This window comes from Sporosarcina sp. P29 (assembly GCF_002743265.1).
Lineage (GTDB): Bacteria > Bacillota > Bacilli > Bacillales_A > Planococcaceae > Sporosarcina.
This window is the reverse complement of the sequence record NZ_PDYX01000001.1, coordinates 224523-248773: the sequence shown is the minus strand read 5'-3', so window position 1 is coordinate 248773 and position 24251 is coordinate 224523. Positions and strand designations below refer to the sequence as shown.

The 24251-nt window shown below is 41.2% G+C and carries 20 protein-coding genes and 1 other annotated feature; of the genes, 17 read left to right on the top strand and 3 right to left on the bottom strand.

The genetic code is table 11. From position 1 onward, the window contains the following. Window positions 1–146 precede the first annotated feature (146 nt). The 10 genes from CSV68_RS01130 (at window position 147) to brnQ (ending at window position 12546) form a co-directional block, all read left to right on the top strand. Window positions 147–626, top strand: coding sequence for a PaaI family thioesterase (locus tag CSV68_RS01130; protein WP_099632733.1), 480 nt, complete (start codon window positions 147–149; stop codon window positions 624–626). A 33-nt stretch (window positions 627–659) separates the two neighbouring features. Further along, window positions 660–1871 carry an MFS transporter gene (locus CSV68_RS01125; protein ID WP_099632734.1) on the top strand — a complete coding sequence of 404 codons (1212 nt, stop codon included), beginning with the start codon at window positions 660–662 and terminating at the stop codon, window positions 1869–1871. Between the two features lie 42 nt (window positions 1872–1913). Continuing rightward, a complete protein-coding gene (gene cysK, locus CSV68_RS01120) occupies window positions 1914–2840 on the top strand; it encodes a cysteine synthase A (RefSeq protein ID WP_099632735.1) in 927 nt (308 codons plus the stop codon). Between the two features lie 249 nt (window positions 2841–3089). Next, on the top strand, window positions 3090–3932 hold the full coding sequence (locus tag CSV68_RS01115) for an ABC transporter ATP-binding protein (RefSeq protein ID WP_099661274.1): 843 nt from the start codon (window positions 3090–3092) through the stop codon (window positions 3930–3932). After that, window positions 3865–4620 (top strand): ABC transporter permease, encoded by a 756-nt coding sequence (locus CSV68_RS01110; protein WP_099632737.1) that lies wholly within the window; start codon window positions 3865–3867, stop codon window positions 4618–4620. The genes CSV68_RS01115 and CSV68_RS01110 overlap by 68 nt, the downstream gene beginning before the upstream one ends. Before the next feature lie 27 nt (window positions 4621–4647). Beyond that, a complete protein-coding gene (locus tag CSV68_RS01105; RefSeq protein ID WP_099661273.1) occupies window positions 4648–5652 on the top strand; it encodes an aliphatic sulfonate ABC transporter substrate-binding protein in 1005 nt (334 codons plus the stop codon). Window positions 5653–5778: 126 nt separating this feature from the next. Further along, window positions 5779–6498, top strand: a complete 720-nt coding sequence (locus tag CSV68_RS01100; protein WP_099632739.1) for an NAD-dependent deacylase — start codon at window positions 5779–5781, stop codon at window positions 6496–6498. Window positions 6499–6604: 106 nt separating this feature from the next. Further along, window positions 6605–7759, top strand: coding sequence for an exonuclease SbcCD subunit D (locus tag CSV68_RS01095; protein ID WP_099661272.1), 1155 nt, complete (start codon window positions 6605–6607; stop codon window positions 7757–7759). Beyond that, a complete protein-coding gene (locus tag CSV68_RS01090; RefSeq protein WP_099661271.1) occupies window positions 7756–10830 on the top strand; it encodes an AAA family ATPase in 3075 nt (1024 codons plus the stop codon). Before CSV68_RS01095 ends, CSV68_RS01090 begins: the two co-directional genes overlap by 4 nt. Before the next feature lie 333 nt (window positions 10831–11163). Beyond that, window positions 11164–12546 carry a branched-chain amino acid transport system II carrier protein gene (gene brnQ / locus CSV68_RS01085; RefSeq protein ID WP_099661270.1) on the top strand — a complete coding sequence of 461 codons (1383 nt, stop codon included), beginning with the start codon at window positions 11164–11166 and terminating at the stop codon, window positions 12544–12546. A gap of 46 nt (window positions 12547–12592) precedes the next feature. Here the strand turns inward: brnQ and CSV68_RS01080 are convergent, their stop codons facing one another. Continuing rightward, on the bottom strand, window positions 12593–13261 hold the full coding sequence (locus tag CSV68_RS01080; RefSeq protein ID WP_099632743.1) for a GntR family transcriptional regulator: 669 nt from the start codon (window positions 13259–13261) through the stop codon (window positions 12593–12595). Between the two features lie 453 nt (window positions 13262–13714). Between CSV68_RS01080 and CSV68_RS01075 the strand changes: the two genes are divergently transcribed. The 6 genes from CSV68_RS01075 (at window position 13715) to CSV68_RS01055 (ending at window position 19488) form a co-directional block, all read left to right on the top strand. Further along, a complete protein-coding gene (locus CSV68_RS01075) occupies window positions 13715–14041 on the top strand; it encodes a DUF485 domain-containing protein (protein ID WP_099632744.1) in 327 nt (108 codons plus the stop codon). 13 nt (window positions 14042–14054) lie between these two features. Beyond that, on the top strand, window positions 14055–15602 hold the full coding sequence (locus tag CSV68_RS01070; RefSeq protein WP_099632745.1) for a solute symporter family protein: 1548 nt from the start codon (window positions 14055–14057) through the stop codon (window positions 15600–15602). A 230-nt stretch (window positions 15603–15832) separates the two neighbouring features. Further along, window positions 15833–17761 carry a DUF294 nucleotidyltransferase-like domain-containing protein gene (locus CSV68_RS01065; RefSeq protein WP_099661269.1) on the top strand — a complete coding sequence of 643 codons (1929 nt, stop codon included), beginning with the start codon at window positions 15833–15835 and terminating at the stop codon, window positions 17759–17761. Between the two features lie 68 nt (window positions 17762–17829). Then, entirely contained in the window at window positions 17830–18495 is a 666-nt protein-coding gene (locus CSV68_RS01060; protein WP_199168344.1) for a 3'-5' exonuclease, read from the top strand. 106 nt (window positions 18496–18601) lie between these two features. Next, window positions 18602–18736: a hypothetical protein gene (locus CSV68_RS17505; RefSeq protein WP_255397634.1), complete on the top strand. Its 135-nt coding sequence runs from the start codon at window positions 18602–18604 to the stop codon at window positions 18734–18736. A 26-nt stretch (window positions 18737–18762) separates the two neighbouring features. Further along, window positions 18763–19488 (top strand): SDR family NAD(P)-dependent oxidoreductase, encoded by a 726-nt coding sequence (locus tag CSV68_RS01055; protein WP_099632748.1) that lies wholly within the window; start codon window positions 18763–18765, stop codon window positions 19486–19488. Between the two features lie 38 nt (window positions 19489–19526). Here the strand turns inward: CSV68_RS01055 and mnmM are convergent, their stop codons facing one another. Together mnmM and mnmL are read right to left on the bottom strand one after the other, a co-directional pair. After that, on the bottom strand, window positions 19527–20135 hold the full coding sequence (gene mnmM / locus CSV68_RS01050) for a tRNA 5-(aminomethyl)-2-thiouridylate-methyltransferase MnmM (protein ID WP_369823451.1): 609 nt from the start codon (window positions 20133–20135) through the stop codon (window positions 19527–19529). Between the two features lies 1 nt (window position 20136). Further along, on the bottom strand, window positions 20137–21090 hold the full coding sequence (gene mnmL / locus CSV68_RS01045; RefSeq protein WP_029052824.1) for a tRNA modification radical SAM protein MnmL/YtqA: 954 nt from the start codon (window positions 21088–21090) through the stop codon (window positions 20137–20139). 146 nt (window positions 21091–21236) lie between these two features. Next, window positions 21237–21454 (top strand) — a binding site (T-box leader). 79 nt (window positions 21455–21533) lie between these two features. Here mnmL and leuS point away from each other — a divergent pair. Continuing rightward, window positions 21534–23948, top strand: coding sequence for a leucine--tRNA ligase (gene leuS / locus CSV68_RS01040; protein WP_099661268.1), 2415 nt, complete (start codon window positions 21534–21536; stop codon window positions 23946–23948). Window positions 23949–24251 lie beyond the last annotated feature (303 nt).

Genomic DNA, 24251 nt, shown 5'->3' with positions numbered 1-24251 from the left:
CAAATCGTTTCTCCCTAGTATATGAATGTAGTGAGTAAGATACGCACAGAACTGTCCGTCCTATGACAGATATTTCGTTTTTGGTCGATATTTCAATTTTCGGAATGTATAATAGAGAGAATTCATTTGAAAGGGAGGTAATTTATATGAAAGAATATGTTACACATGCGATTCAAGACAGTTATGCGGATGATTTTTCATGGTGTTATGGTTGTGGGCGGCTCAACGAGGAAGGGAATCATTTCCGCACTGGTTGGGAAGGAGAGCAAACCGTCACATATTCATTACCACCTGAGAAATATACGGCAATACCAGGATTCGTGTATGGTGGATTTCTGGCTTCATTTATGGATTGCCATGGCACAGGTTCTTGCGCACTTGCGTTACATCGAAAGAATGGTCATGAACCAGGTGACGGTTCCGTACCGCCACGCTTTGTGACAGCTTCCTTGCAGATTACATACAATAAACCGACTCCACAAGGAAAAGTATTGAAAGCAATTGGAAACGTCACGGAAATCCATCCGAAGAAATGGAAAGTAGCTGTAGAAATTTACGCTGAGGATGAATTATGTGTTTCTGGAGAAGTGGTTGGAGTTGTAATGCCTGCTACATTTACAAAGTAAACTAGACAACTAGATAAGGTGTGAACAGATGGTATGAATAAATCACCACAAACTGCCGTAGCGAATCCAGTATTTCCGATCATGATTGCGATCGCTGTCTGTCACTTATTTAACGACACGTTACAGGCAGTGATTCCAGCTATGTTACCGATTTTGGAGAAAGAATATCAATTTAGTTATAAACAATTAGGTTATATTGTGTTCGCTCTAAATATCGTAGCTTCTTTACTTCAACCCGTTGTAGGCTATTTAAGTGATCGTAAACCTAAGCCATTTGCATTGCCGATCGGCATGACTTTTTCATTAATTGGAATGGCAGGTCTAGCGTTAGCACCGAGCTATTGGCTGATCATTGTATCCGTTATGTTGCTCGGGTTAGGGTCGGCGATCTTTCATCCAGAAGGTTCTCGAGTGTCATTTTTGGCAGCAGGGGACAAGCGTGGTCTTTCACAGTCTATCTATCAAGTAGGAGGGAACTCCGGACAAGCACTTGCACCGTTGATCAGCGCGTTCGTCCTCGTTCCTCTTGGCCAAATAGGAGCAGCCGTTTTTGTACTAGTAGCTGCCGCTGGGATTGCCTTATTAACTCGTATTTCTTTCTGGTATAAGAATCAGCTGAATGAAGAGCGTTTAGGCAACCGGAAAAAAGTTTTGTTAACGACGATGGAAAGTTTATCAAAGAGACAAGTCACTATTGCACTAATTTTATTAATGATTATTATATTTGCTCGTTCATTCTATGTGACGAATATTACGAGCTTCTATATTTTCTATTTGATTGAATATTACGGCATGACAATTCAACATGGTCAGTTGTATATTTTCTTATTCTTGGCTCTAGGAGCAGTCGGAACATTTTTCGGCGGACCGATGGCAGACAGGATAGGACGGAAAAAAGTAATCGTCTTATCGCTAGTTGTGCCTTTACCACTTAGTTTATTGTTGCCGTATGCTCCTGTATGGGGAATCATTTTACTACTAGTAACGATTGGATTCTTTATTATGCTTAGTTTTTCCGTCACGGTTATCTATGCCCAAGAACTTGTACCTTCCAAAATTGGTACGATGGCGGGACTAACTGTAGGATTAGCGTTCGGGATGGGGGCAATCGGTGCAGTCGCCATTGGAACGCTTATCGACTCGATCGGTATTTACCAAACGATGATTATCACATCATTCTTACCGTTCATTGGGCTAGTCGGATTAGCTTTACCACGAGATCAAAAGATTACATCAGCTTCATAAACAGAGTACCAATTTCATCATCATGAAAAGAAGGTGTGCACAATGAAAGTAGTCAATAATATGGCGGAATTGATCGGTGATACTCCGCTAGTAAAAGTACGAACACTCGGAGATGCGACTGGAGCCGAAGTGTATGTGAAATTGGAGTACTTTAATCCAAGCCGCAGTGTAAAAGATCGCGCGGCGTATCAAATGCTTGTAGAAGCCGAGAAAACTGGCGTTCTGAAACCGGGTGCCACGATTATTGAGCCGACGTCCGGCAACACGGGAATTGGCTTGGCAATGAACGCTGCTGCAAAAGGATATCCAGCCATTTTTGTTATGCCGGATAACTCGACGATTGAACGTATTAACTTAATGAAAGCGTATGGAGCAAAGGTTGTATTGACACCTAGCTCAGAACGTATGCCAGGTGCGATCGCTAAAGCGAATGAAATCTCAGAGTCCATCGACAATAGTTTTATTCCGATGCAATTTGAAAATGAAGCGAACCCTGATAGTCATCGTCATACAACCGCTGTAGAAATTATAGAAGCCATTCAATCCATCGATCGTACATTAACTGCATTTGTTTGTACTTCAGGAACGGGTGGCACAGTAACAGGGACGGGTGAATCATTAAAAGAACATGATCCGGCCATTACAGTTCATGTGGTTGAGCCTGCAGGGTCGCCGGTATTATCAGGTGGTAAGCCAGGAAAGCATAAACTGGTAGGTACAAGCCCTGGATTTATTCCAATTGTCTTAAATACCAATGTCTACGATGAAATTTTTCGTATTGAAGATGATGACGCATATAATACGGTCAGACAATTTGCAAGACAAGAAGGTGTGTTGCTTGGGCCGTCAGGTGGTGCCTCTCTGTATGCTGCATTGCAAGTGGCAAAACGTTTAACACCCGAAGATACAGTCGTTTGTATTGCGCCAGATTCTGGTGAAAGATATTTATCAAGTGATTTATTTCAATAACGCCTACTAGCAAAAACCTCTTCCCGCTTTGGGAAGAGGTTTTTTAGCGTAGGATTTCATGTTGGAAAGTTATGAAAACCCATTACCTATAGCGTTCAATCTATTGATTTCAAATAGATTGAAAAAATAATCAGGAATTCTATTGACAAAACATACGTAAATGGTAGATTATATATATACAAAACATATAAAGTTAGTAGGAATTAAAAAACGCGATGAAACGAAAAGTATTTACGAGGGGGAATCAACATGTATTTGGAAATTGAAGGCATTGAAAAGAGCTTTCCCCACAAAGAAAAGGGAACGGTCAAAGTACTGGATAACATCAATCTGGAAATAGAAAAAGGACAGTTTGTTTCCATTGTAGGTCCTTCTGGTTGCGGCAAGTCGACTATGTTGTATTTAATTGCGGGACTGGAAAAAGCGGATCAAGGGAAAATCAGCATTAACGGTAAAGAAGTAAAAGGTTCAGGATCAGATCGAGTAGTCGTTTTCCAAGAAGCGGGGTTATTTCCTTGGCTGACAGTCCTCGATAACGTTACATACGGATTACTTCTAAAGAAGATGTCAAAGAAAGAGGCGGAACAAAAAGCGATTGACATGCTGAAAATGGTGCACTTAGGAAATTACGTAGATGCTTATCCGCATCAATTATCCGGAGGAATGAAGCAACGTGTAGCGATCGCCCGTGCGCTTGTGATGGAGCCAGATATTTTGTTGATGGATGAACCCTTCGCAGCATTGGATGAACAGACACGCATGGTGCTTCATAAGGAGCTATTGGATATTTGGAGAAAAACAAAAGTAACGGTACTCTTCATTACGCATAATATTCGGGAAGCAGTATTGCTTTCACAAAAAATTGTCGTCTTTGCGACACGTCCAGGGAAAATCAAAAAAACGTTTATTTCAAATGATTCAAAGGATGGCGTTATGCCGAGTGATGTGACGTTGCAACTTGAAAAGCAGATTTTAGCTGAGCTTCAAGAAGAAATAGAGAAAGTGTTGAAGGAGGAGATGGGCGATGACTACAGCTTTAAGACGAATAGTGTTTCTCGGGATACTAGTGGCGATATGGGAAGTCACATCTAAGCTATCGGATTTACCCGATTTTATGTTTCCGAGTTTTACACAAGTCATGTCGACCTTAATTTCTGGTCTCATCTCCGGTCAAATCCTGATTGCGATCGGTGCAAGTCTAAGCAGATTATTAATCGGATTCACCATTGCTTCCATACTTGGTTTGGTGCTTGGTTATTTAATTTGGCGTTACAAAATAGTGGAAGACACACTTGGTTTTCTTGTAACAGCTTTACAATCTATTCCAAGTATCGTCTGGTTCCCGCTAGCAATTATCTGGTTTGGACTCAATGATTTTGCTATTTTATTTATCGTTACACTAGGGGCTACTTGGACGATGATTGTCAATGCAACGAGCGGATTTAAAAACGTACCGGTATTATACCAACGCGTTGCTAAATCACTTGGGTCTAGTGGCTTTCACTTTTTGCGGACGGTGATTTTGCCAGCATCCGTACCCCAATTGATTTCTGGTTTACGTATCGCTTGGGCATTCTCATGGCGCGCACTCATGGCAGGGGAGCTATTAGGTGCGAGCGTCGGTCTCGGTCAACTACTAGAATCAGGACGCGCACTTGGTCAAATGGATTTAGTTATTTCTGTCATGATCATCATTGGTGTGATCGGTACGATTATGGATAATGTATTATTCTTACGTTTGGAACGCAGTGTAGAAAGAAAATGGGGAATACGGGCGTAACACGCTCAAAGAAAAGGGGATTATTATATGAATAAGAAACGATTAGGTGTACTGCTTTCTGTATTGGCAATTGTGGGGATTTTATCAGGATGTGGGAAAACAGAAGAAAGCAGTGCAGATAAAAAGGAAGTAAAGATTGGATACTTTCCAAATTTAACACATATCGCAACAATTGTCGGACTAGAGAATAATTATTTCGCAGAAGAATTCGGTGAAGATATCAAGATCACAACGAAGACAGTGAGTAACGGTGGATTATTCATGGAGGCAATGGCTTCTAATTCCATTGATATCGGAACAGTTGGACCTGGACCTGTAATTAATTATTATGTAAAAGATCCAAAGTATCATATTGTCTCTGGCGCAGTAAACGGCGGTGCGGTATTGGTAGCTAACGGTAAAAGTGGAATTAATGAATTGGCGGATCTAGACGGCAAGAGAGTTGCGATACCCGTAATTGGTAGTACACAGGATGTTATGTTGCGTAAAGCGTTGAAAGATGTGGATCTAAAGGCAAAAGCTAACGGTGGAACAGTTGAGTTTTTCGCAGCGGCACCAGCGGATACAGCTACCTTATTTATTCAAGATTCAGTTGATGCAGCAGCAACACAAGAACCTTGGGGATATATTTTACAAAATCAAGCAGGTGGCAAACTGATTCTCGATTGGGAAGATTTTGCTTGGGGTAAAGAATCTACGAACACTGTTGTCGCAACAAGCGATGCATTTTTGAAAAATGAAAAACTATCGACAGCTTATTTAACAGCTCACGCAAAAGCAGTTCAGTTCATTCGTGATGAGCCTGAAAAAGCACAAGAACTAGTAGTGAAGCACATTAAAGACCTAACGGGTAAAGAAATAGCTAGTGATGAATTAGAAGCAGCTTTCACTCGAATTGAAGTGACTACAGATGTAAATGAAGAGGTATTGCAAGAGATGGCTGATATTAGTCAAGAAGCAGATTATATTAAGACGAATGAAATTGATGGCTTGATTGATCTTGGAGCAATTAAAAAAATTACAGCAAACTAATACCAAGCGGGTATCCATTGTGGATACTCGTTTTTCTATTTCGGTATCGTTTGATAAGTAGCGATAAAACAGGATATGCTAGTATATAGATAGAACATAATTTCGCTAGTTGAAAGGATGAGGACAGTGCTGGCAGATTTATTAAACGAATCGAAACGTACTATCGTCTATACAGGAGCAGGGATGTCGACAGAAAGCGGGCTACCCGATTTTCGTTCCGCTAAAACGGGCATGTGGGAAACAGAAGATCCTGCCAAAGTGGCAAGCGTAACAGCTCTCAATCAGCAAGTGGAACAGTTTTTCCAGTTTTATAAACAACGTGTCATTGCGGCGAAAGAAACAGGACCGCATAAAGGCCATGATATTTTAGCTAAGTGGGAAAAAGACGGTTTGATCAATGGAATTATTACGCAAAACGTCGATGGTTTCCATACGATGGCGGGCTCGAAAAACGTCATGGAACTTCATGGTACCCTTCGCAATGTCCATTGTGAAACATGTGGAAAAGCATATGGGAACGAACGTTACGAACTTGATGAGTTTTACTGCGATTGTGGCGGTACGTTACGTCCGTCCGTTGTGTTATTCGGAGAAATGTTGCCGGAAGAAGCATTTATTCAAGCGATATTTGAAAGTGAGAAAGCAGATCTTTTCATTGTCCTTGGATCATCATTAACCGTTACACCTGCAAATCAATTTCCATTGATCGCAAAAGAGCAAGGCGCGAAGTTGGTCATTATCAATATGGAACCTACAGAAATGGATCGCTTTGCCGATCTCGTTATCAATGAACGTAAAATTGGAGAAATACTGAATGAAGCAGATCAAAAAGTAGATAGTAAGTAAGTTGAGACAGAAGAATGAGCGTAGTAGACGAGTAATTTTTATACCACTTCTCTAGTACGCTATTCTTCTTGTCTCCATTTTTACAGATAAAGAGAGGGGAAACATCTTGAAAATTTTCCACACTGCAGACTGGCATCTCGGCAAGCTCGTGCAAGGAGTGTATATGACTGAAGATCAGCGTTATATTTTACAAGCCTTTATAGAAGAAATTAAGAGAGAACAACCGGATGCGATCATTATCGCGGGGGACCTGTATGATCGTGCAATACCGCCAACGGAAGCGGTAGGGCTGTTGAATGAGGTTTTACAGGAGATTGTCATCGATTTGAAAATTCCTGTCATGGCTATTGCAGGAAACCACGATAGCCCTAGCCGCCTTCATTTTGGAAGTACGTTCATGAAAAATCAAGGGTTATACATAACAGGAGAATTATCTCCACACTTGTCACCAGTAAAGCTCCAAGACGAATATGGTGATGTCTATTTTCATTTAATTCCATACGCAGATCCTTCGATCGTTCGTCACGTGCTCGGAGATGAGTCGATTTCTAGTCATCAGCAAGCTATGAAAAAAATCATCGAGCGTATAGAACAGTCAATGGACAAAGATGCTCGACATGTTCTAGTGGGTCACGCGTTCATTACGAAGCATGGTGAGAAAGAAGAGAATACTAGTGACGCAGAACGACCATTATCGATTGGTGGAGCTGAATATGTTTCATCAGATGTATTTGAGCCGTTTCATTATACAGCGCTCGGTCATTTACATCAGGCGCATTTTGTAGGCAATGAAACTATTCGTTATTCTGGTTCGCCATTAAAGTATTCTATTTCCGAAGAGAATCATCAAAAGGGCTACCTCATTGTGGAGTTAGGAGAAAATGGCGAAGTGGGAATTGAGAAAAGGCTACTGACTCCTCTTCATGATGTACGAACAGTTGAAGGCACGATGGAAGATATAGTAGAGATGCCACACAATGAAGATTATGTGTTCGTCAAACTGCTGGATACGGTGCCGGTCATACAACCGATGGAGAAAATTCGTTCCGTCTTTCCGAATGCGATGCATGTAGAACGTAAACTATTTGCTTCTTCTACAGACAGCCTAGGCGGAACAGTTAATGTGGAGAAAAAAGAAGACGACCAAGCGATGTTTGCTTCCTTCTTTAAAGAACTTCAAGGCGAAGAAGTAGATGAAGAAACGAAAGAGCTATTCGCTGAAGTTTTGTGGGATGTTATGAAGGAGGAAGATCGTGCATGAAACCCATTACATTAACGATGACGGCATTTGGGCCGTATAAAGATAAGGAAATAGTTGATTTTCGTGATTTGAAAGATCATCGTTTATTTGTCATTTCCGGAAAAACGGGTGCAGGAAAAACTACGATCTTCGATGGCATTTGCTTCGCATTATACGGACAGGCAAGTGGAGAGGATCGCACCGATACGAAAGCATTGCGCAGTCAGTTTGCAGACGATGAAATTCAGACGACTGTAGAATTGACGTTCGATATCCATAAGCGTAGATTCCGAGTCGTGCGTCAAATTCCTTACAGAAAAAAAGGCAATAAATCGGATACTTTAGGTCGCTGTGAATTATTTGAAGAAAAAGATGGGCAATTCATTCCGGCGGTTGATCGCCAAATTGTTACCGAAGTAAATGATAAGATTGAACAATTGTTAGGCTTTACGCATGCACAGTTTAGTCAAATCATGATGTTGCCTCAGGGAGAATTTCGTAAGTTCTTGACATCTGATACGGCGAATAAAGAAGCGATCATGCGTAAAATATTTAAAACTGAACCGTATCAGAAAATTGTTGAACGGTTAAAAGTGAAAAAAGAAAAAGCGAACGTGGAATACCTTCGAGAAAAACAGATGAGTGATGCGGTTCTTCATCAAATTCCAGCAAAGTTACCTGCGCGCGACTCTTTAATCTTTACAAAATTACAGTCAGAGTACCCGAATTACTATCAGCTCGTATTAGGTCTTCAACAAGAACATGCACATCATGAGACGCAATCTAAAGAAACACATAAAGAATACACTAGACTCTATACCTTTCATAACGAAAAACAACAGGCGCTACATGATGCGCGTTCAATTAATGAACAATTTACAAAGCTGCTCCAACGACAAAACGAATTAGATGGCTTGCAAGCGAAACAACTAGAGATGAAAAGTCTTGAACAGCAATTACAGCAAGCTGAACGGGCTGCGAGATTAGAAGATGTAGAACATCAAGTAAAGACGAATCAGATTGAATGGCAGAAGAAAGAGCGTAGCTACTCTGATGCTGTTACGTTTCTCGCGGATGCAGAAGAAAAGCTAGTGTCCGCACAGGCTTCTTACAATGTGGAACTAGCGAAAGAATCTGAGCGAAATGAAGTAAAAGAACAGTTGCTTACGCTACATAATTTACTTCCAACCGTTTCGGGACTCACTGCACAACGTCAAGTGTTAGAGTCACTCAAGAACACGGTCGACCAAGTGGAGAAATCCTTGCTGGTAAATCAGCAATCATCCACGCAACAAAAAGAATCTATTATAGTTCAAAAAAATGAAATTAAAGAGTTGGAAACTTCATTAGAAGAATATGAACAGTTGTTGGACCAACTTGCGATTAGCAAAGCCATTGCAAAACTAGTAGCTTCATACAGCCAACAACTAGCACAACGACAAGAACTTGAGGCGCAGTATGAAACGGCTAAGCAACAAGTGGGGCATTATACAGATGCCTATCAAGCCCTTGAGAATCGTTGGATTAGTAATCAGGCGGTAGTTCTTGCTGCTTCACTTCATGATGGAGAGTCTTGCCCAGTTTGCGGGAGTATCGACCATCCAGCTAAAGCTGGTGGTGTAGAAGCCGAGCACGTATCAAAGCAACAAATAGACACGGCTAAGCTGGAGTTAACGAATAAAGAACAGATTTTCCATACTAAGCAAGCGGAATTGCAACAAGTCCAGCAACGTATTGAATTAATTGAAGCGGAATTGAAAGAGCACCAAGTAGATTTGCATCGCGATTATCAAAAAGAACATGTAGAACTGATGGAGAAAGTAGCTGTCCTTAGAAATAAGCGAGAGTTATTGAAACAAAAGAAGGAGAAGATAAATGAAGCGGAAAAGTCCATGGAAGAACTTACCGAAGAAATGAAGAAATTAGAATTGCAGCGAAATGAATCAAAAGGAGAGCTTGCAACGAAGCGAGCCCTCTATAACTATGCACTCACTAAGATTCCTGAAAACTTACAGGAACTATCCGCATTGCAACAACAAATTGCATCTAAAGAAACAACTAGTCAGAAACTTGAAAGTGCTTGGAAGGCTGTTCAACAGAACTTACAAGACGCTTCAACTGAGGTAACAAAATGGGAATCTCGTGAAGTTCTGGAGAAAAAGTCTCTTGCGGATATGAAAGAGAAATTGGATCAAAGTTCGGCTTTCTTTTCAAAACGGCTGACCGAAGAGGGCTTTACTTCGGAAGAGAAGTATATACAAGTGAAACTGTCAACGTCAAAACGCCAGGCTATACAACAACAACTTCAAGTGTTTGCCCAAACGCTTCATACGTTAAAATCTTCCATAGAAGAACTCAAAAAGACAGTTGAAGGCAAACAGCCAACTGATATTGAAATCATAGAGCAACAAGTAGAAGCGCTGAAAACACAATATGAAGAAGCATTTGCGCAGTACAATCAATCAAAGGCATGGGAACAAGCGGCACAGGATCTTCATAATGAATTAGAAACAAGTAAATCTAAGGAAGCAGAGCTAGAAAAGACCTATGGAAAGATTGCGAATCTCTATGATATAGTCCGCGGTCAAAACCATTTGAAGATTTCCTTTGAGCGTTATATTCAAATCGAGTATTTAGAGCGTATCATTCAAGCAGCGAATATTCGTCTTCGCGACCTATCAAATGGACAATATGAACTCGTCCGCAGTGATCGTCAGGAAACCAGAGGGAAACAAAGTGGATTAGGTATTGACGTTCATGACGCGTATACAGGACAGACACGAGACGTTAAGACGTTATCAGGTGGTGAAAAGTTTAACGCCTCCTTATGTTTGGCGCTGGGTATGGCAGATGTCATTCAAAGCTTCCAAGGTGCTGTTCGTATGGAGACGATGTTTATTGATGAAGGATTTGGTGCATTGGATGAGGAGGCTATCCAAAAAGCTATTGATACACTGATCGCTCTTCAACAATCGGGTAGAATGATCGGTATTATTTCACATATCGATGAAATGAAAGAGGCTATACCTGCTACATTGCAAGTAACCAAGTTGAAAGAAGGTTACAGCAAGACGAAATTTGTTTTGACTTGATGGAATAGTTTTTGAATCGTAGGCAAGTTTTGGGGGAGTAGCGTGGCACTGTTAATCGACTCTGCTATGGAAACCCAAAACTGCTTTCTATTTAATTTAGTTGTTTACATTTATTTTTCTTATTAGTCTAAACTGATCTCTTTTGAGGTCAGTTTTTTCTGTTTTGAGAACTCTATTGTAATTCAGCTTAAATAGTCAGTAAGTTAGCAATATAGACAAAAATTAAATGATTTGACTGGCTGTTGATTTTCTAAATAGGGAAGAGTAATATAAGGGAACGTGATATATTGCATACAAATAAGTGCTGTTGACTTTGGGAGGAATTTTATACATATGGAGAAGAAATTATCATTTTCATCGAGTCTCGTTATTGGGGTTATGCTATTCGCATTGTTTTTTGGAGCAGGTAATTTAATCTTCCCTGCAGAGCTAGGACAGCTAGCTGGAGATCAAACGTGGAAAGCGATGGCCGGCTTTTTGTTTACTGGAGTAGGTTTGCCTTTCTTAGGTATATTGGCTATCGGTTTTTCTGGAAGGAAAGATTTGCAAGACTTAGCAAGCCGAATTCACCCAGTATACGCTATTCTATTTACAGCGATACTTTACTTAACGATTGGGCCTTTCTTTGCAGCACCACGTACAGGAGCTGTAGCATTTGATATTGGTGTTGCGCCATTTTTAAACGGATTTTCAATCGATCTCGCACGTTTTATATTTACATTAGCTTTCTTTGGTATTAGCATGTGGCTATCATTGAACCCTGCAAAAATTGTCGACCGGGTCGGTAAGTATTTGTCGCCACTTATCATTATCATATTGATTGGCTTAATTGGTATGACTCTTCTTAGTCCGATGGGAAGTGCGCAAGTATCGCAAGCGCCTTATAATGAAACGCCGTTCTTTACAGGTTTTCTTGAAGGCTATAACACGATGGATGCACTAGCTTCGTTAGTATTTGGAATCATTGTGATTAACGCATTGCGTGCAATGGGCATTACTAGTAAGAAGCAAATATTGGCTTCTACGGTTAAGACAGGATTTGTAGCAGCTGGATTTTTAGCCATTATATATATCGGTATTGCTTATCTGGGTGCCACATCGGTTGATTTATTTGGCTATCTGGATGGTGGAGGTTCTGTGTTAAGTGAAACTTCCTCGCATTTATTCGGTACAACAGGTCTAGTGTTGCTCGGTGTAGTGATTATGCTTGCTTGTTTAACAACGGCTATAGGGCTACTGACTGCATGTGGAGAGTATTTCCATACGATTATCCCGAAAATAAGTTATAAATTCTTTGTAGTTTTCTTTTCAGTATTTTGTTTGGTCGTAGCGAATTTCGGTTTAGCGAACATTATTAATTACTCGCTTCCTGTACTCGTTCTACTTTATCCACTGGCAATGGTTTTAATTCTGTTGACGTTCACTGGCCCTTTATTCCATCAATCCAGTTTGGTATATCGAACAGCGACCATAACGGCTTTCTTTGTCAGTTTCATTGAAGCGCTTGTGAAATTTTATTCACTAGTAGAGAAGCCTATGCCGAATTGGCTTGAGACTGTACAAGAGGCGTATACAGCGTACATCCCATACTATGCAGAAGGTATCGGCTGGTTAGTTCCAGTATTGATTGTGATAGTTGTAACGGCTATTGTAGCGATAGTAAACAATAAAAGAGCGCAAAGTGTCCAAGTGATCTCTACAAATGAAAAAGCATAAAATGAAAACAGGATCCGATTATTCCGGATCCTGTTTTCCTATCTATTTACGAATCGACTTTTTCAATCGAATGAAACTCCTCGATCGCGCGTAACCAATTTTCCCTCATAACTTTTGTAACTTGCTCACCATCACGCTTACTCATTAAATCTATAATCTGATCATGTTCTGTAATCGATTTCTCCGTCAGTATAATGGAATTATGAAAGAAGAGTCTACGTACATGGGCTTGTAATGAGACAAGCATCGAAGAAATATATGGATTATTCGCTGTGTCTACAATGATTTGATGGAATTTTTCATCTGTTTTCAAAGCTTGGAAATAATCTTCCTTTTCAACTGCTAGCGCGAATTTCTTATTCGTTTCACGTAATTTCTTAATAATACTTTCAGTTAGATTGGGTATGCAAAGTTCAGCTGATAATGCTTGCAACGCAGCGAGTGGAGGGAGCAAATCTGAAATAGATTCACGATCTACATCTGTCACTTGGGTTGCTTTACCCGGAAACATTTGAACAAATCCTTGAACTTCTAATAATTGTAGTGATTCCCGTATAGGTGTCCGACTTACTCCAAGTGCTTCTGCTAATTCAACGTCATTTAACTTTTCTCCGGGCTGTAGGGTACCATCGATAATCCATTTTTGCAGTTGACTAAACGCATTTTCCTTGGCCGTCTTTCGTATGGGTAGTGCATGGTTAGTTGGTATAGGCAATTTATCCCACCATCTTTCTCCAAAAGTTGTCTTCACGTAAAGCTATTTTTACTGATAACCAATATACAATATACTACAACTTTTTTCTGTTGTTTAACAGTATTAAGCAAAATTCAAAGAAATAATTGGAAATCTTCATAACGTCATATAAGATAATATTTAAAAATGTTGAGATAAATGCAAATAGTTCTTGTAGTTTCCGCTTGTATTTGATAGATTAATGTCTATAGTGGATTTGCTTCCTTTAGTAGATCAAATTTTACAAATCTTCTAAAAAGTCATTGCAAATCTAGTAAACGTTTGGTATCGTTTACATGTGTACTATAACAAATGGATATCCGAATACGCTGTAATACATTATCGATTTAGCTTGATGATGAAAGCGGTTTCAGTGAAATGGGGGGAATATGAACTACTTTACTTCGTAATATAAAATAGAAAGGGGATTAACTAATGACTAATCAAGTGGCACGTGGGAAATCCACGATGGACTATGAAAAGCTCGTTCAATCAGAAGACTTTAAAGGTCTTGTAAAAAGAAAGCAAAACTTCTCTAGACCGTATGTTGTTTTCTTCTTCGCGGCGTACTTCCTTCTTCCATTATTAACTGGTTATACAAAAATTTTAGAAAAACCTGCAATTGGTGCGATGACATGGACTTGGATCTATGCATTCTCTATGTTCGTGATGGTATGGATATTCACATCCATTTACATGAACAAAGCAAAACAATTTGATATTGAAGTAGATAAGATTATAGAGAAAAATGTTTTAAAATAAGGGGGTTTAGTTCATGAGTTGGATTTCATATGTTATATTCTTCGCAGTAATTGCGCTGACGCTCTACATTACATACTGGGCGGCACAGCAAACGACTACCGCAAGTGATTTCTATACTGCCGGTGGTTCATTAACAGGTTGGCAAAATGGTATGGCGATTGCTGGTGACTACTTATCAGCCGCATCGTTCCTAGGTATCGCAGGTGCGATTTCACTTAACGGATTTGATGGTTTCTACTATAGTATTGGTTGGTTAACAGCTTATCTAGTTGTTTTATTCTTGATTGCTGAACCACTACGTAACTTGGGTAAGTTTACGATGGCAGATATGATTGGTGCTCGTTTCGGCGCTAAGAAAGTGCGTGGAGCAGCAGCATTGAACACAATTACAATCGTAATGTTCTACATGCTTGCACAATTAGTTGGTGCAGGAGCTCTTATTAAATTATTATTCGGTATCGAGTATTGGATTGCTGTTCTAATCGTTGGAACGATGATGTTAATCTACGTTCTATTCGGTGGAATGACTGCAACAAGCTGGGTACAAATCGTAAAAGCAATTCTTTTGATGTTGGGGACAATCATTATCTCCTTCTTGGTACTTATGAAGTTTAACTTCAATTTTATCAGCATGTTCGAGACAATGAAAACTGCTACTCCACATGGTGAAGCATTCCTTCACTCAGGTGTTGTCTACACAGACACAATCGGTCTTATATCAGTATTGATCGCACTAGTTTTAGGTACTGCTGGTCTTCCACACATCTTAATGCGTTTCTTCACAGTTAAAGATGCGAAAACAGCACGTTCTTCCGTAATTTATTCTGTATGGATTATTGGTATCTTCTATGTATTGACGATCTTCCTTGGATTTGGCGCAGCTAAATTCGTTGGAGCAGACGCAATCATTGCAGAAAACGCCGCAGGTAACATGGCAGCGCCAATGCTAGCTGGAGTTCTTGGCGGAGACGCACTTGAATCCTTCGTAGCAGCTGTTGCTTTCGCGACAATCCTAGCAGTTGTTGCAGGCCTTGTACTTTCAGGTGCATCTGCAATCGCTCACGATATTTATGGACAAATCTTTAAAAATGGTAACGTAACAGAGAAACAACAGGTAAATGCTGCGCGTTGGGCTTCCATCGCTATCGGTGTATTCTCTATCCTTCTAGCACTTGGTTCAGAAAAGTTGAACGTTGCGTTCTTAGTATCACTAGCATTCTGTGTTGCTGCATCCGCAAACGTACCAACTATTCTTTTAACAATCTATTGGAAGCGTTTCAATACAACAGGTGCGGTTGCATCTATGTTGACAGGTCTTATCGTTGCGTTAGTTCTTGTTGCGATCAGTCCTTCTGTAATGAACCCAGTTGAAGGTGCTACTCTAATCACTGGTAATCCAATCTTCCCGTATGCTAACCCGGCTATTGTTTCCGTCCCTGCAGGTTTCCTTGCTGCAGTTATTGGTACACTTGTTAGCTCTAAACGTCACGAGAAAGATGAAGTTTCATATGCAGAAGTTCGTTTCAAAGCAGAAACTGGCTACAAAGAGCTCGATCTTTAATAACTAGCTTGATTTTCAACAAATGGTTCTCTCTTCTACAAGCACGACAGAAGAGGGGGCCATTTTTTATTAAAATGACACACTGCAGAAGTAGGCTAGACATTGATTGTTTATGGAACATTCCCGCTTGAAGAGTACTAGGAGGAAACATATAGGTACTGATGACATTTGCATTTGAATAATATGAAGTGAAGTCGTGTGATAGCTAATACGAAACAGGGGGTTTTGAAATGCTGAAGATGGTGAAAGATCAGGAATGGTATGATAAAATTCATGAAAATCCGTTATTTATAAACACGCCAAACAAGGAATTTGAACAGTTGTTGCTTGAATGCAAGCTGAGAATGTATGAAGAAGCGGAGAAATCTAACTATTTCAAAACACCCCAAGAAGGGTTGCTCATTGTGTTGAAAGGGTCTGCGGAGGTTCAGATAGAAGGACAAGATGGCAGCTCGGTAACACTGGAGTTTATTCAAGAAAATGAAATCATTGGCTTTTCCAACTTTGCTTACTATTTAGGGGAAATGGCTCGACCATTGGATAAACATCATATTGATATGGTCGTGGCAGAGGGCTCCGTTTGTCTCCAAGTTCCGTATGAAGTAATTAAGCATCGGATGGACAATCAAAATGTGCGCGATTATGTCTTGCGCAAAATGTCGATTCGTTTAGCGAATGTCTATACTTCATTAGGGGAGCAAGTTCGTTTGGCTGACGAATATGGTGAAAGTGAACCGTATGTCCGTCGAGTACAGGATTTCATGAGCAGTCCAGTGGTGACAATCCATGCGGAAGCGGAAACGAGAGAAATCGCTGAATTGATGATTAAACACTCCATCAGTTCCATTATTGTTACAGATCAGTCCGGTAAACTACTTGGAATCGTAACGGAAAAAGATCTGGTCGAACGAGTAATAGCGGGTGGAGGTTCTCCCATCGGACTTAAGGCAAAAGATGTCATGACGAAAAAACCGCATACGATCAAGGTATCCGATTATTATTATGAGGCTTTGACTAAATTTTATAAACATGGTATCAAGCATTTACCTGTAGTCAAAGCAGGCAAGCCTATAGGGATCGTGACATTTGCTACGTTGATGACGAAACGCGATCGTAACTCCATGAATATTTTAAAAACGATAGAAGAAGCTTCCTTTGAAAAATTACCTGTTGTTAAAGCGGCGATTTACGATGTGTTGTCCAACTTAATACAGGATGAAATATCCACGATCCATACATTGGAAATCATTACGAAGTTCTATGATCGTCTAGCTAAGCACTGCGTTATGCTGGCTGTGCAGTCACTTGAAGATCAAGGGAAAGGTAGACCACCTGTTGCGTTTGCCTGGTACCAGATGGGCAGTGGTGCACGTGGAGAGCAGTTTATGCTGACAGATCAGGACCACTTCCTTGTTTATGAAGATGTAACGAGAGAAGAGTCTCAACAAGTAGAGAACTATTTCGAACTTCTGGGCAATGAAATTGTCGTTCATCTTGAGCAAGCTGGATATACTAGGTGTATCGGATTCATGATGGCTAGTGAATCGCAGTGGCGTGGCACGATGGCAATTTGGCACGAGCGTATTCGCCAATGGGCGCTGCAATCTACACCTGAACAAATCTTGCTCGGATACAACTTCCTGTCATTCCGATTCCTCTACGGTGAAACTGCTGTCAATGATCGGTTTATTGAAATGGTCCATGATTTGTTAAGAAAATCTGCTACGTTTATTTACTATATGGCACAACAGGAAAGAGAAAAACCGATACCACAATTGCAACAAAACTTTTTGAACATTTTCAGGGGCCGCAGTAAAGCGGATGTGATTGATATTAAGAAACATGCTTTATTCCCGCTTCATCATTGTTTGCAAATCTTAGCGGTTAATAATGGGATTATCAACGCGACACCTCTTGAGATTATATCGGCTTTGCAGAAAAAGAAGAAATTCACTAAAGACTTTGCGGAAGAAATTCGCCATGCGTATGAAATATCCTTGAGTATTCGTATTTCCATGTCGTGGGAGAAACATTTACGCGGGGAGAGAATATCTACAGAAATCGACTTGCGCAAGCTGAGAAGATGGGAATTGAACGAATTACGTACAACGCTAGATACAGTCAGAGCACTTCAATCGCATTTATTATCAAAACTTTAAGATAATATAGATAAAGGTCCCTGTACAAAATTGGCGCATAATGTACTATAGAGGTAGGGGGCGATATCGTGTTTTGGAAAAAGAAGAAATTGACATACGAATTACAGCAATCAATTCAACTAAATACGCCGCTGCAAGATATGAACTTTACAGTATTTGATACAGAAACTACCGGTTTTGCTATTGGTGCAGGCGATCGAATGATTGAGATAGGTGCCGTACAAGTTGAAGGATTTGAGGTTACGGATCATGTATTTCAAACATTCGTGAATCCATCCAGAGATATTCCTCCTGTTATTAGCAAACTGACGACTATACAGCAATCACAAGTCGACCATGCACCGATGCCTCTTCCGGCTATCGAAGAATATTTTGCTTTTATTGAAAAACATAAAAGCGCAGGGTGGGTTGGGCACCATGTTAGTTTTGATGAAATGGTCATTAAGAAAGAATTAAGTCGTCAGAAATGTACATTTCAAACCCCTACATCATTCGATACGATGCATTTGATTAATTATTTGAATCCTACGGGTGAACAGCAGGACTTGGAAGACTATGCACGTTTATTCGGCACAGAGATTTTTGAACGCCATCGTGCATTAGGTGATGCGTTGACGACAGCGCATGTATTTACAGCATTACTAAGAAAACTCGATCGTCAAGGCGTGAAGACGCTGGCAGATTTACTACGTATTAAAAATGGTGGAGCACATACATTTGTTTCTCAATCTTAAATTCAGTGAACGGGTTCGTCATTCAATGAAACGTGAGTGACGGACTCGTTTGTTTATTATGATATAGTAGAAAGTAGAGAGTCGAATGGGTGGGGGACGTGAAGTAATGAATAAACGTCAAGCGATTTTATTGATCATCATTATAGTGGCTATTGCAGTGTATTGCTGGATACTATTTTTTGAGTTACCGACTAAGACAGTGGAAGGTGCAACAACATACATAGAATCACTAATTAGTTGATTCGTATAGAAAGGGAGCAGATACAAATGGATATTATCATCATTACAGGCGCTTCAAAAGGAATCGGTCAACAATTACTTAGTCAATTTAAAGAGACGGGAGCAACAGTGTACGGTATGGCACGGACGAATCCAGATCAGTTACATACGATGTATGAAGTAGATCTCGCAGACTGTGAGAGAGCGACTGCCATTCTTGGAGGAATAGTGAGTCAACATATGGATGAAGCTAGTTCATTCACATTGATCAATAATGCAGGTATGGTAGATCCGATCAGTTTGGTAGGTTCATTGGATGCTCAAAAAGTGGAGCAAGCGATTAAATTGAATTTAACGGCACCGATTCACTTAATGAATACATTTATCGATACATTGAAAGATTTCAAGGGAACAAAAAAGATCATGAATATTTCTTCTGGAGCCGGGCGCAGTGCGTATGAAGGTTGGGGGATTTATTGTACGACGAAGGCTGGACTTGATCAGTTTTCACGTGTCGTTGCAGAGGAGCAGAAAATGGCGGATTATCCAACTGGAATTGTATCGATTGCACCAGGCATTATCGATACAGGGATGCAAGAGACGATTCGTTCATCATCTGAACACCAATTTCCACACTTGAAGCGTTTTGAAGCGTATAAGCGGGAAGGCCAGTTAAGCTCAGCCTTTGAAACTGCAGAAAAACTAATGCGATTTGTGAATGAAGTAGACTTTTTAACAATTGATCCAATTGCAGATATCCGTAAATTTGATTAACTAAAACCCGTTGCCACCATGTTAGGTGGCAACGGGTTTTATGATTCTCCAGCTTCTACTGTACGCACTTCTGTAAAATCTTTCATTTTCTCGAGTGCAAGTAAAAATGGAGGGTTTCTTCTTTGATTTAGCAATTCATAGCGGATCGCATGCACATCACCTTGGTGCAAAGTCGAGACATAGTCAAGCAGTGCATCACGTTCTTCAGCTCCACCTTCATGCCCATCGTATACGGTGATTGTGATAATGCCGGACTTTTTTAGTAAACCAAGTAACGCATCGAGTGCGGCAATCGTAGATGAAGGCGTCGTGATGATACTGGGATCTTCACTGTATGGTAAATAGCCTAAGTTGAACATAGCTCCGCTAATTTCGCCCTCTACGTATTGACGGACATTCGCATGGCTATCATGAATGAGTGTAGCGCGACTGGCTAGCTCACCAAGATGTTGCTCCGTTGTTTTAAGGGCTTGTTGCTGAATATCAAATGCTAGTACTTGTCCTTCGTCACCGACTAAGTCAGCTAAGAAGAGTGTGTCGTTGCCGTTACCAGCGGTCGCATCGACGACTGTATCTCCAGGCTGCACGCGTTCAGTAATTAGCCGTTTCGCTATCGGCAATACGCGGTGCAGCAATATGTTTGTCACATTATTTCACCTCTTGCAAATATTTTTTCCCTTGCCAACTATTACGTCTCTCCAGTTCTTGATCAATTCCATTCAATACTTCCCATTTCGTGACGCTCCACATCGGTCCAATTAATAAATCGATTGGGCCGTCACCCGTGATGCGATGCACGATCATTTCAGGAGGCATGATTTCCAGTTGATCGACGACTAAATTAATATACGCTTCCTTCGTTAGGAATTCTAGTTTGCCTTTTTCGTATTGTTTGACCATAGGTGTTCCTTTTAATAAATGCAGTAAATGAATTTTAATACCTTGAACATCAAGTTCAGCAACGGCTTGAGCGGTTTCCATCATCATTTCCTCGGTTTCACCAGGTAAGCCGTTGATGATATGACTGCAAATATTAATATTATGTTTACGTAACTTGTCGACGCCTTCTTTGTAGCATTCGAAATCATGCGCGCGGTTGACGAGTTTTGCGGTAGATTCATGAACCGTTTGCAAGCCGAGTTCTACCCATAGATAGGTGCGTTCATTGAGCTCAGCTAAATACTCTACTACGTCATCCGGTAGGCAGTCAGGACGCGTCGCAATTGATAATGCCACAACGCCTTCTTGTGCCAACGCTGCTTCGAACTTTTCTTTTAGAACGGGAAGAGGGGCGTGTGTATTCGTATAGGCTTGAAAATACGCCATGTATTTCGCATCTTTCCATTTTCGTTGAGAACGTTCTTTGATTTCGGCAAATTGAACTTCAATGGCATCTACGCGATCGCCTGCGAAATCACCTGAGCCTGCCACGCTACAAAACGTACAGCCGCCATGTGCAACCGTACCGTCACGATTCGGGCAATCAAACCCCGCGTCGAGCGCTACTTTCGCAATTTTACAACCGAATGTATCCTTTAAATGTCTTGACCATGTATGGTATCGTTTCCCTTCACTTGGAAACGGAAGATTGATTTCATTCATTATGTACAGCTCCTTTACATCAGACATTGTACCACGGAATATACAGGGATATCACACAACAAACCGCAGGAACTATTTAGTATACGACAAAAAGCAACAGAGAAGGCTTGTATTCAGCTTGCGTTTCGGGTAAACTGAATAAAATAATGAAGGCCATGATGAGGAATAGTACTTCTTACGCTACTTTTTAGAGAACAGACGGTTAGTGCAAGTCTGTATGAGTGAAGAACGAACTCGCCTTTGAGCCTGTATTGGTGAATACTTGTAACTAATACCGTACTCCGCGTTAAGGAATCAAGTTGGACGGCATAATCCGTCAATTTGGGTGGTACCGCGGGAAACTATATAGACTCTCGTCCCTTTACAGAGGGACGGGAGTCTTTTTTATCTGTACGCGCCAATACATGAAGCAGAAATTGAATCTTATTGGAGGAGTTTTGGACATGAGTTATCAACACACGAAAATTGAAGAGAAATGGCAGAAGTATTGGAAAGATCACGATACATATAAAATGATTGATGATCCATCCAAGCCTAAATTTTATGCATTGGATATGTTCCCTTATCCGTCAGGCGCGGGTCTGCATGTTGGGCATCCGCTTGGCTATATCGCGACAGATATTTTAAGTGCATTCAAACGTAAGCAAGGATATAACGTATTGCACCCTATGGGATGGGATGCGTTCGGATTGCCTGCCGAGCAGTATGCGATTGATACAGGAAATGATCCAGCTGAATTCACAGCGAAGAACATTGCAACGTTCAAACGCCAAATGCAGGATCTCGGATTTTCTTATGACTGGTCTCGTGAAATCAATACAACGGATCCAAGCTATTACAAATGGACGCAGTGGATTTTCATTCAACTATATAAGCGTGGTCTCGCGTATATCGATGAAGTAGCTGTCAACTGGTGCCCAGCACTAGGGACAGTTCTTGCGAATGAAGAAGTCATCGATGGCTTGTCTGAGCGTGGAAATCACCCAGTTGAACGTCGTCCGATGCGCCAATGGGTTTTGCGTATTACGGAATATGCAGACCGTTTGTTAGAAGACTTAGATGATTTGGATTGGCCGGAGAGCTTAAAAGATATGCAACGTAACTGGATCGGTCGTTCTGAAGGTGCACAATTAAAGTTTGAAATTGCGGATACTGAGCATTCATTCGAAGCGTTCACTACACGTCCAGACACGATATTCGGCGCGACATATGCAGTATTGGCACCTGAACATAAATTAGTCAGTTCGATTACTACCGATGCACAGCGTAAAGCAGTCGAAGAATACATTGATTCAGTAAAATCAAAGAGTGATCTTGAGCGTACAGATTTGGCTAAAGACAAATCAGGCGTATTCACTGGAGCGTATGCAATCAACCCAGCAAGCGGTGAGAAAATGCCGATTTGGATCGCGGATTACGTCTTGGCTACTTATGGAACAGGTGCAATCATGGCGGTTCCTGCACATGATGAGCGTGACTATGAGTTTGCGAAGAAATTTGATTTGCCAATTGTGGAAGTAGTGGCAGGCGGCAACATTGAAGAAGAAGCCTATGCAGGGGAAGGCGAGCACGTGAACTCGGACTTCTTGAATGGTTTAGGAAAAGAAGAAGCCATCTCAAAATCGATCGAATGGTTCGAAGAGAATGGTACGGGCGAACGCAAAATTACGTATCGTCTGCGCGACTGGTTATTCTCCCGTCAGCGTTATTGGGGCGAGCCAATTCCTGTCATTCACTGGGAAGATGGCACGATGACTACTGTCGATGAATCGGAATTGCCATTGATGTTGCCGGTAACAGACAATATCAAGCCGAGTGGAACAGGTGAATCACCACTTGCAAACATTACGGAGTGGGTCAATGTAGTCGATCCGGAAACAGGTATGAAAGGTCGTCGTGAAACGAACACGATGCCACAATGGGCAGGAAGCTGCTGGTATTACTTGCGTTATATCGATCCGAATAACGATGACATGATCATTGATCCAACATTGGCTGAGCGTTGGTTGCCGGTTGATATTTACGTAGGTGGAGCGGAGCACGCGGTACTGCATTTACTATACGCTCGTTTCTGGCATAAAGTATTGTTCGATATCGGTGTTGTACAAACGAAAGAGCCGTTCCAAAAGCTCTTCAACCAAGGGATGATCTTAGGCGAAGGACACGTGAAAATGTCTAAGTCACTAGGTAACGTCATCAACCCGGATGATATCGTTCATTCACATGGTGCAGACACGTTGCGTATTTATGAAATGTTCATGGGACCACTTGACGCGTCGAAAGAATGGTCAACGAATGGTTTAGACGGATCCCGTCGTTTCCTAGATCGCATTTGGCGTCTCCTCGTTAATGAAGATGATACATTGACGGATAAATTGACGGATGAAACAGGTGGACCTCTAGAGAAAATCTATAATCAAACAGTGAAAAAAGTTACGGAAGATTACGAAGCTATGCGTAACAACACAGCAATTTCTCAATTGATGGTCTTCATCAATGAAAGCTATAAAGTGGAGAAGTTGCCAAAAGCATACATCGAAGGATTCTTGCTATTAATTTCACCGATCACGCCTCACTTAGCGGAAGAACTGTGGTCGAAACTAGGTCACACGGACACGATTGCTTATGCACAGTGGCCGACATTTGATGAAACAAAATTAGTAGACGACACAGTGGAAGTGGCGGTACAGATCAACGGTAAGATTCGTGCGAAAATTACTGTAGACAAAGATAGCTCGAAAGAAGAGTTAGAGCAAGTAGCTTTAGCGAACGAAGACGTGAAGCAGTGGATGGAAGGTAAGGAATTGAAGAAAATCATTGCGATTCCTGGACGCCTTGTCAATATTGTAGCGGGTTAATGAAATGCGGAAAGCCGGTTGGAGATTCATTTCTCCAACCGGCTTTTTTTGTTGTGATCGTATTTTTCGGTTATGTGCTCTAACATGCTGGTCAAGCGCTCTATCGGCCGGGCTAAGCGCTCAATGTGTCACGCTATCCGCTCTATCGGCGGGGCTGCTCGCTCAATGTGTCGTGCTATCCGCTCTATCGGCTGGGCTGCTCGCTCAAAGTGTCGTGCTATCCGCTCTATCGGCGGGGCTGCTCGCTCAAAGTGTCGTGCTGTCCGCTCTATCGGCGGGGCTAAGCGCTCAAAGTGTCACGCT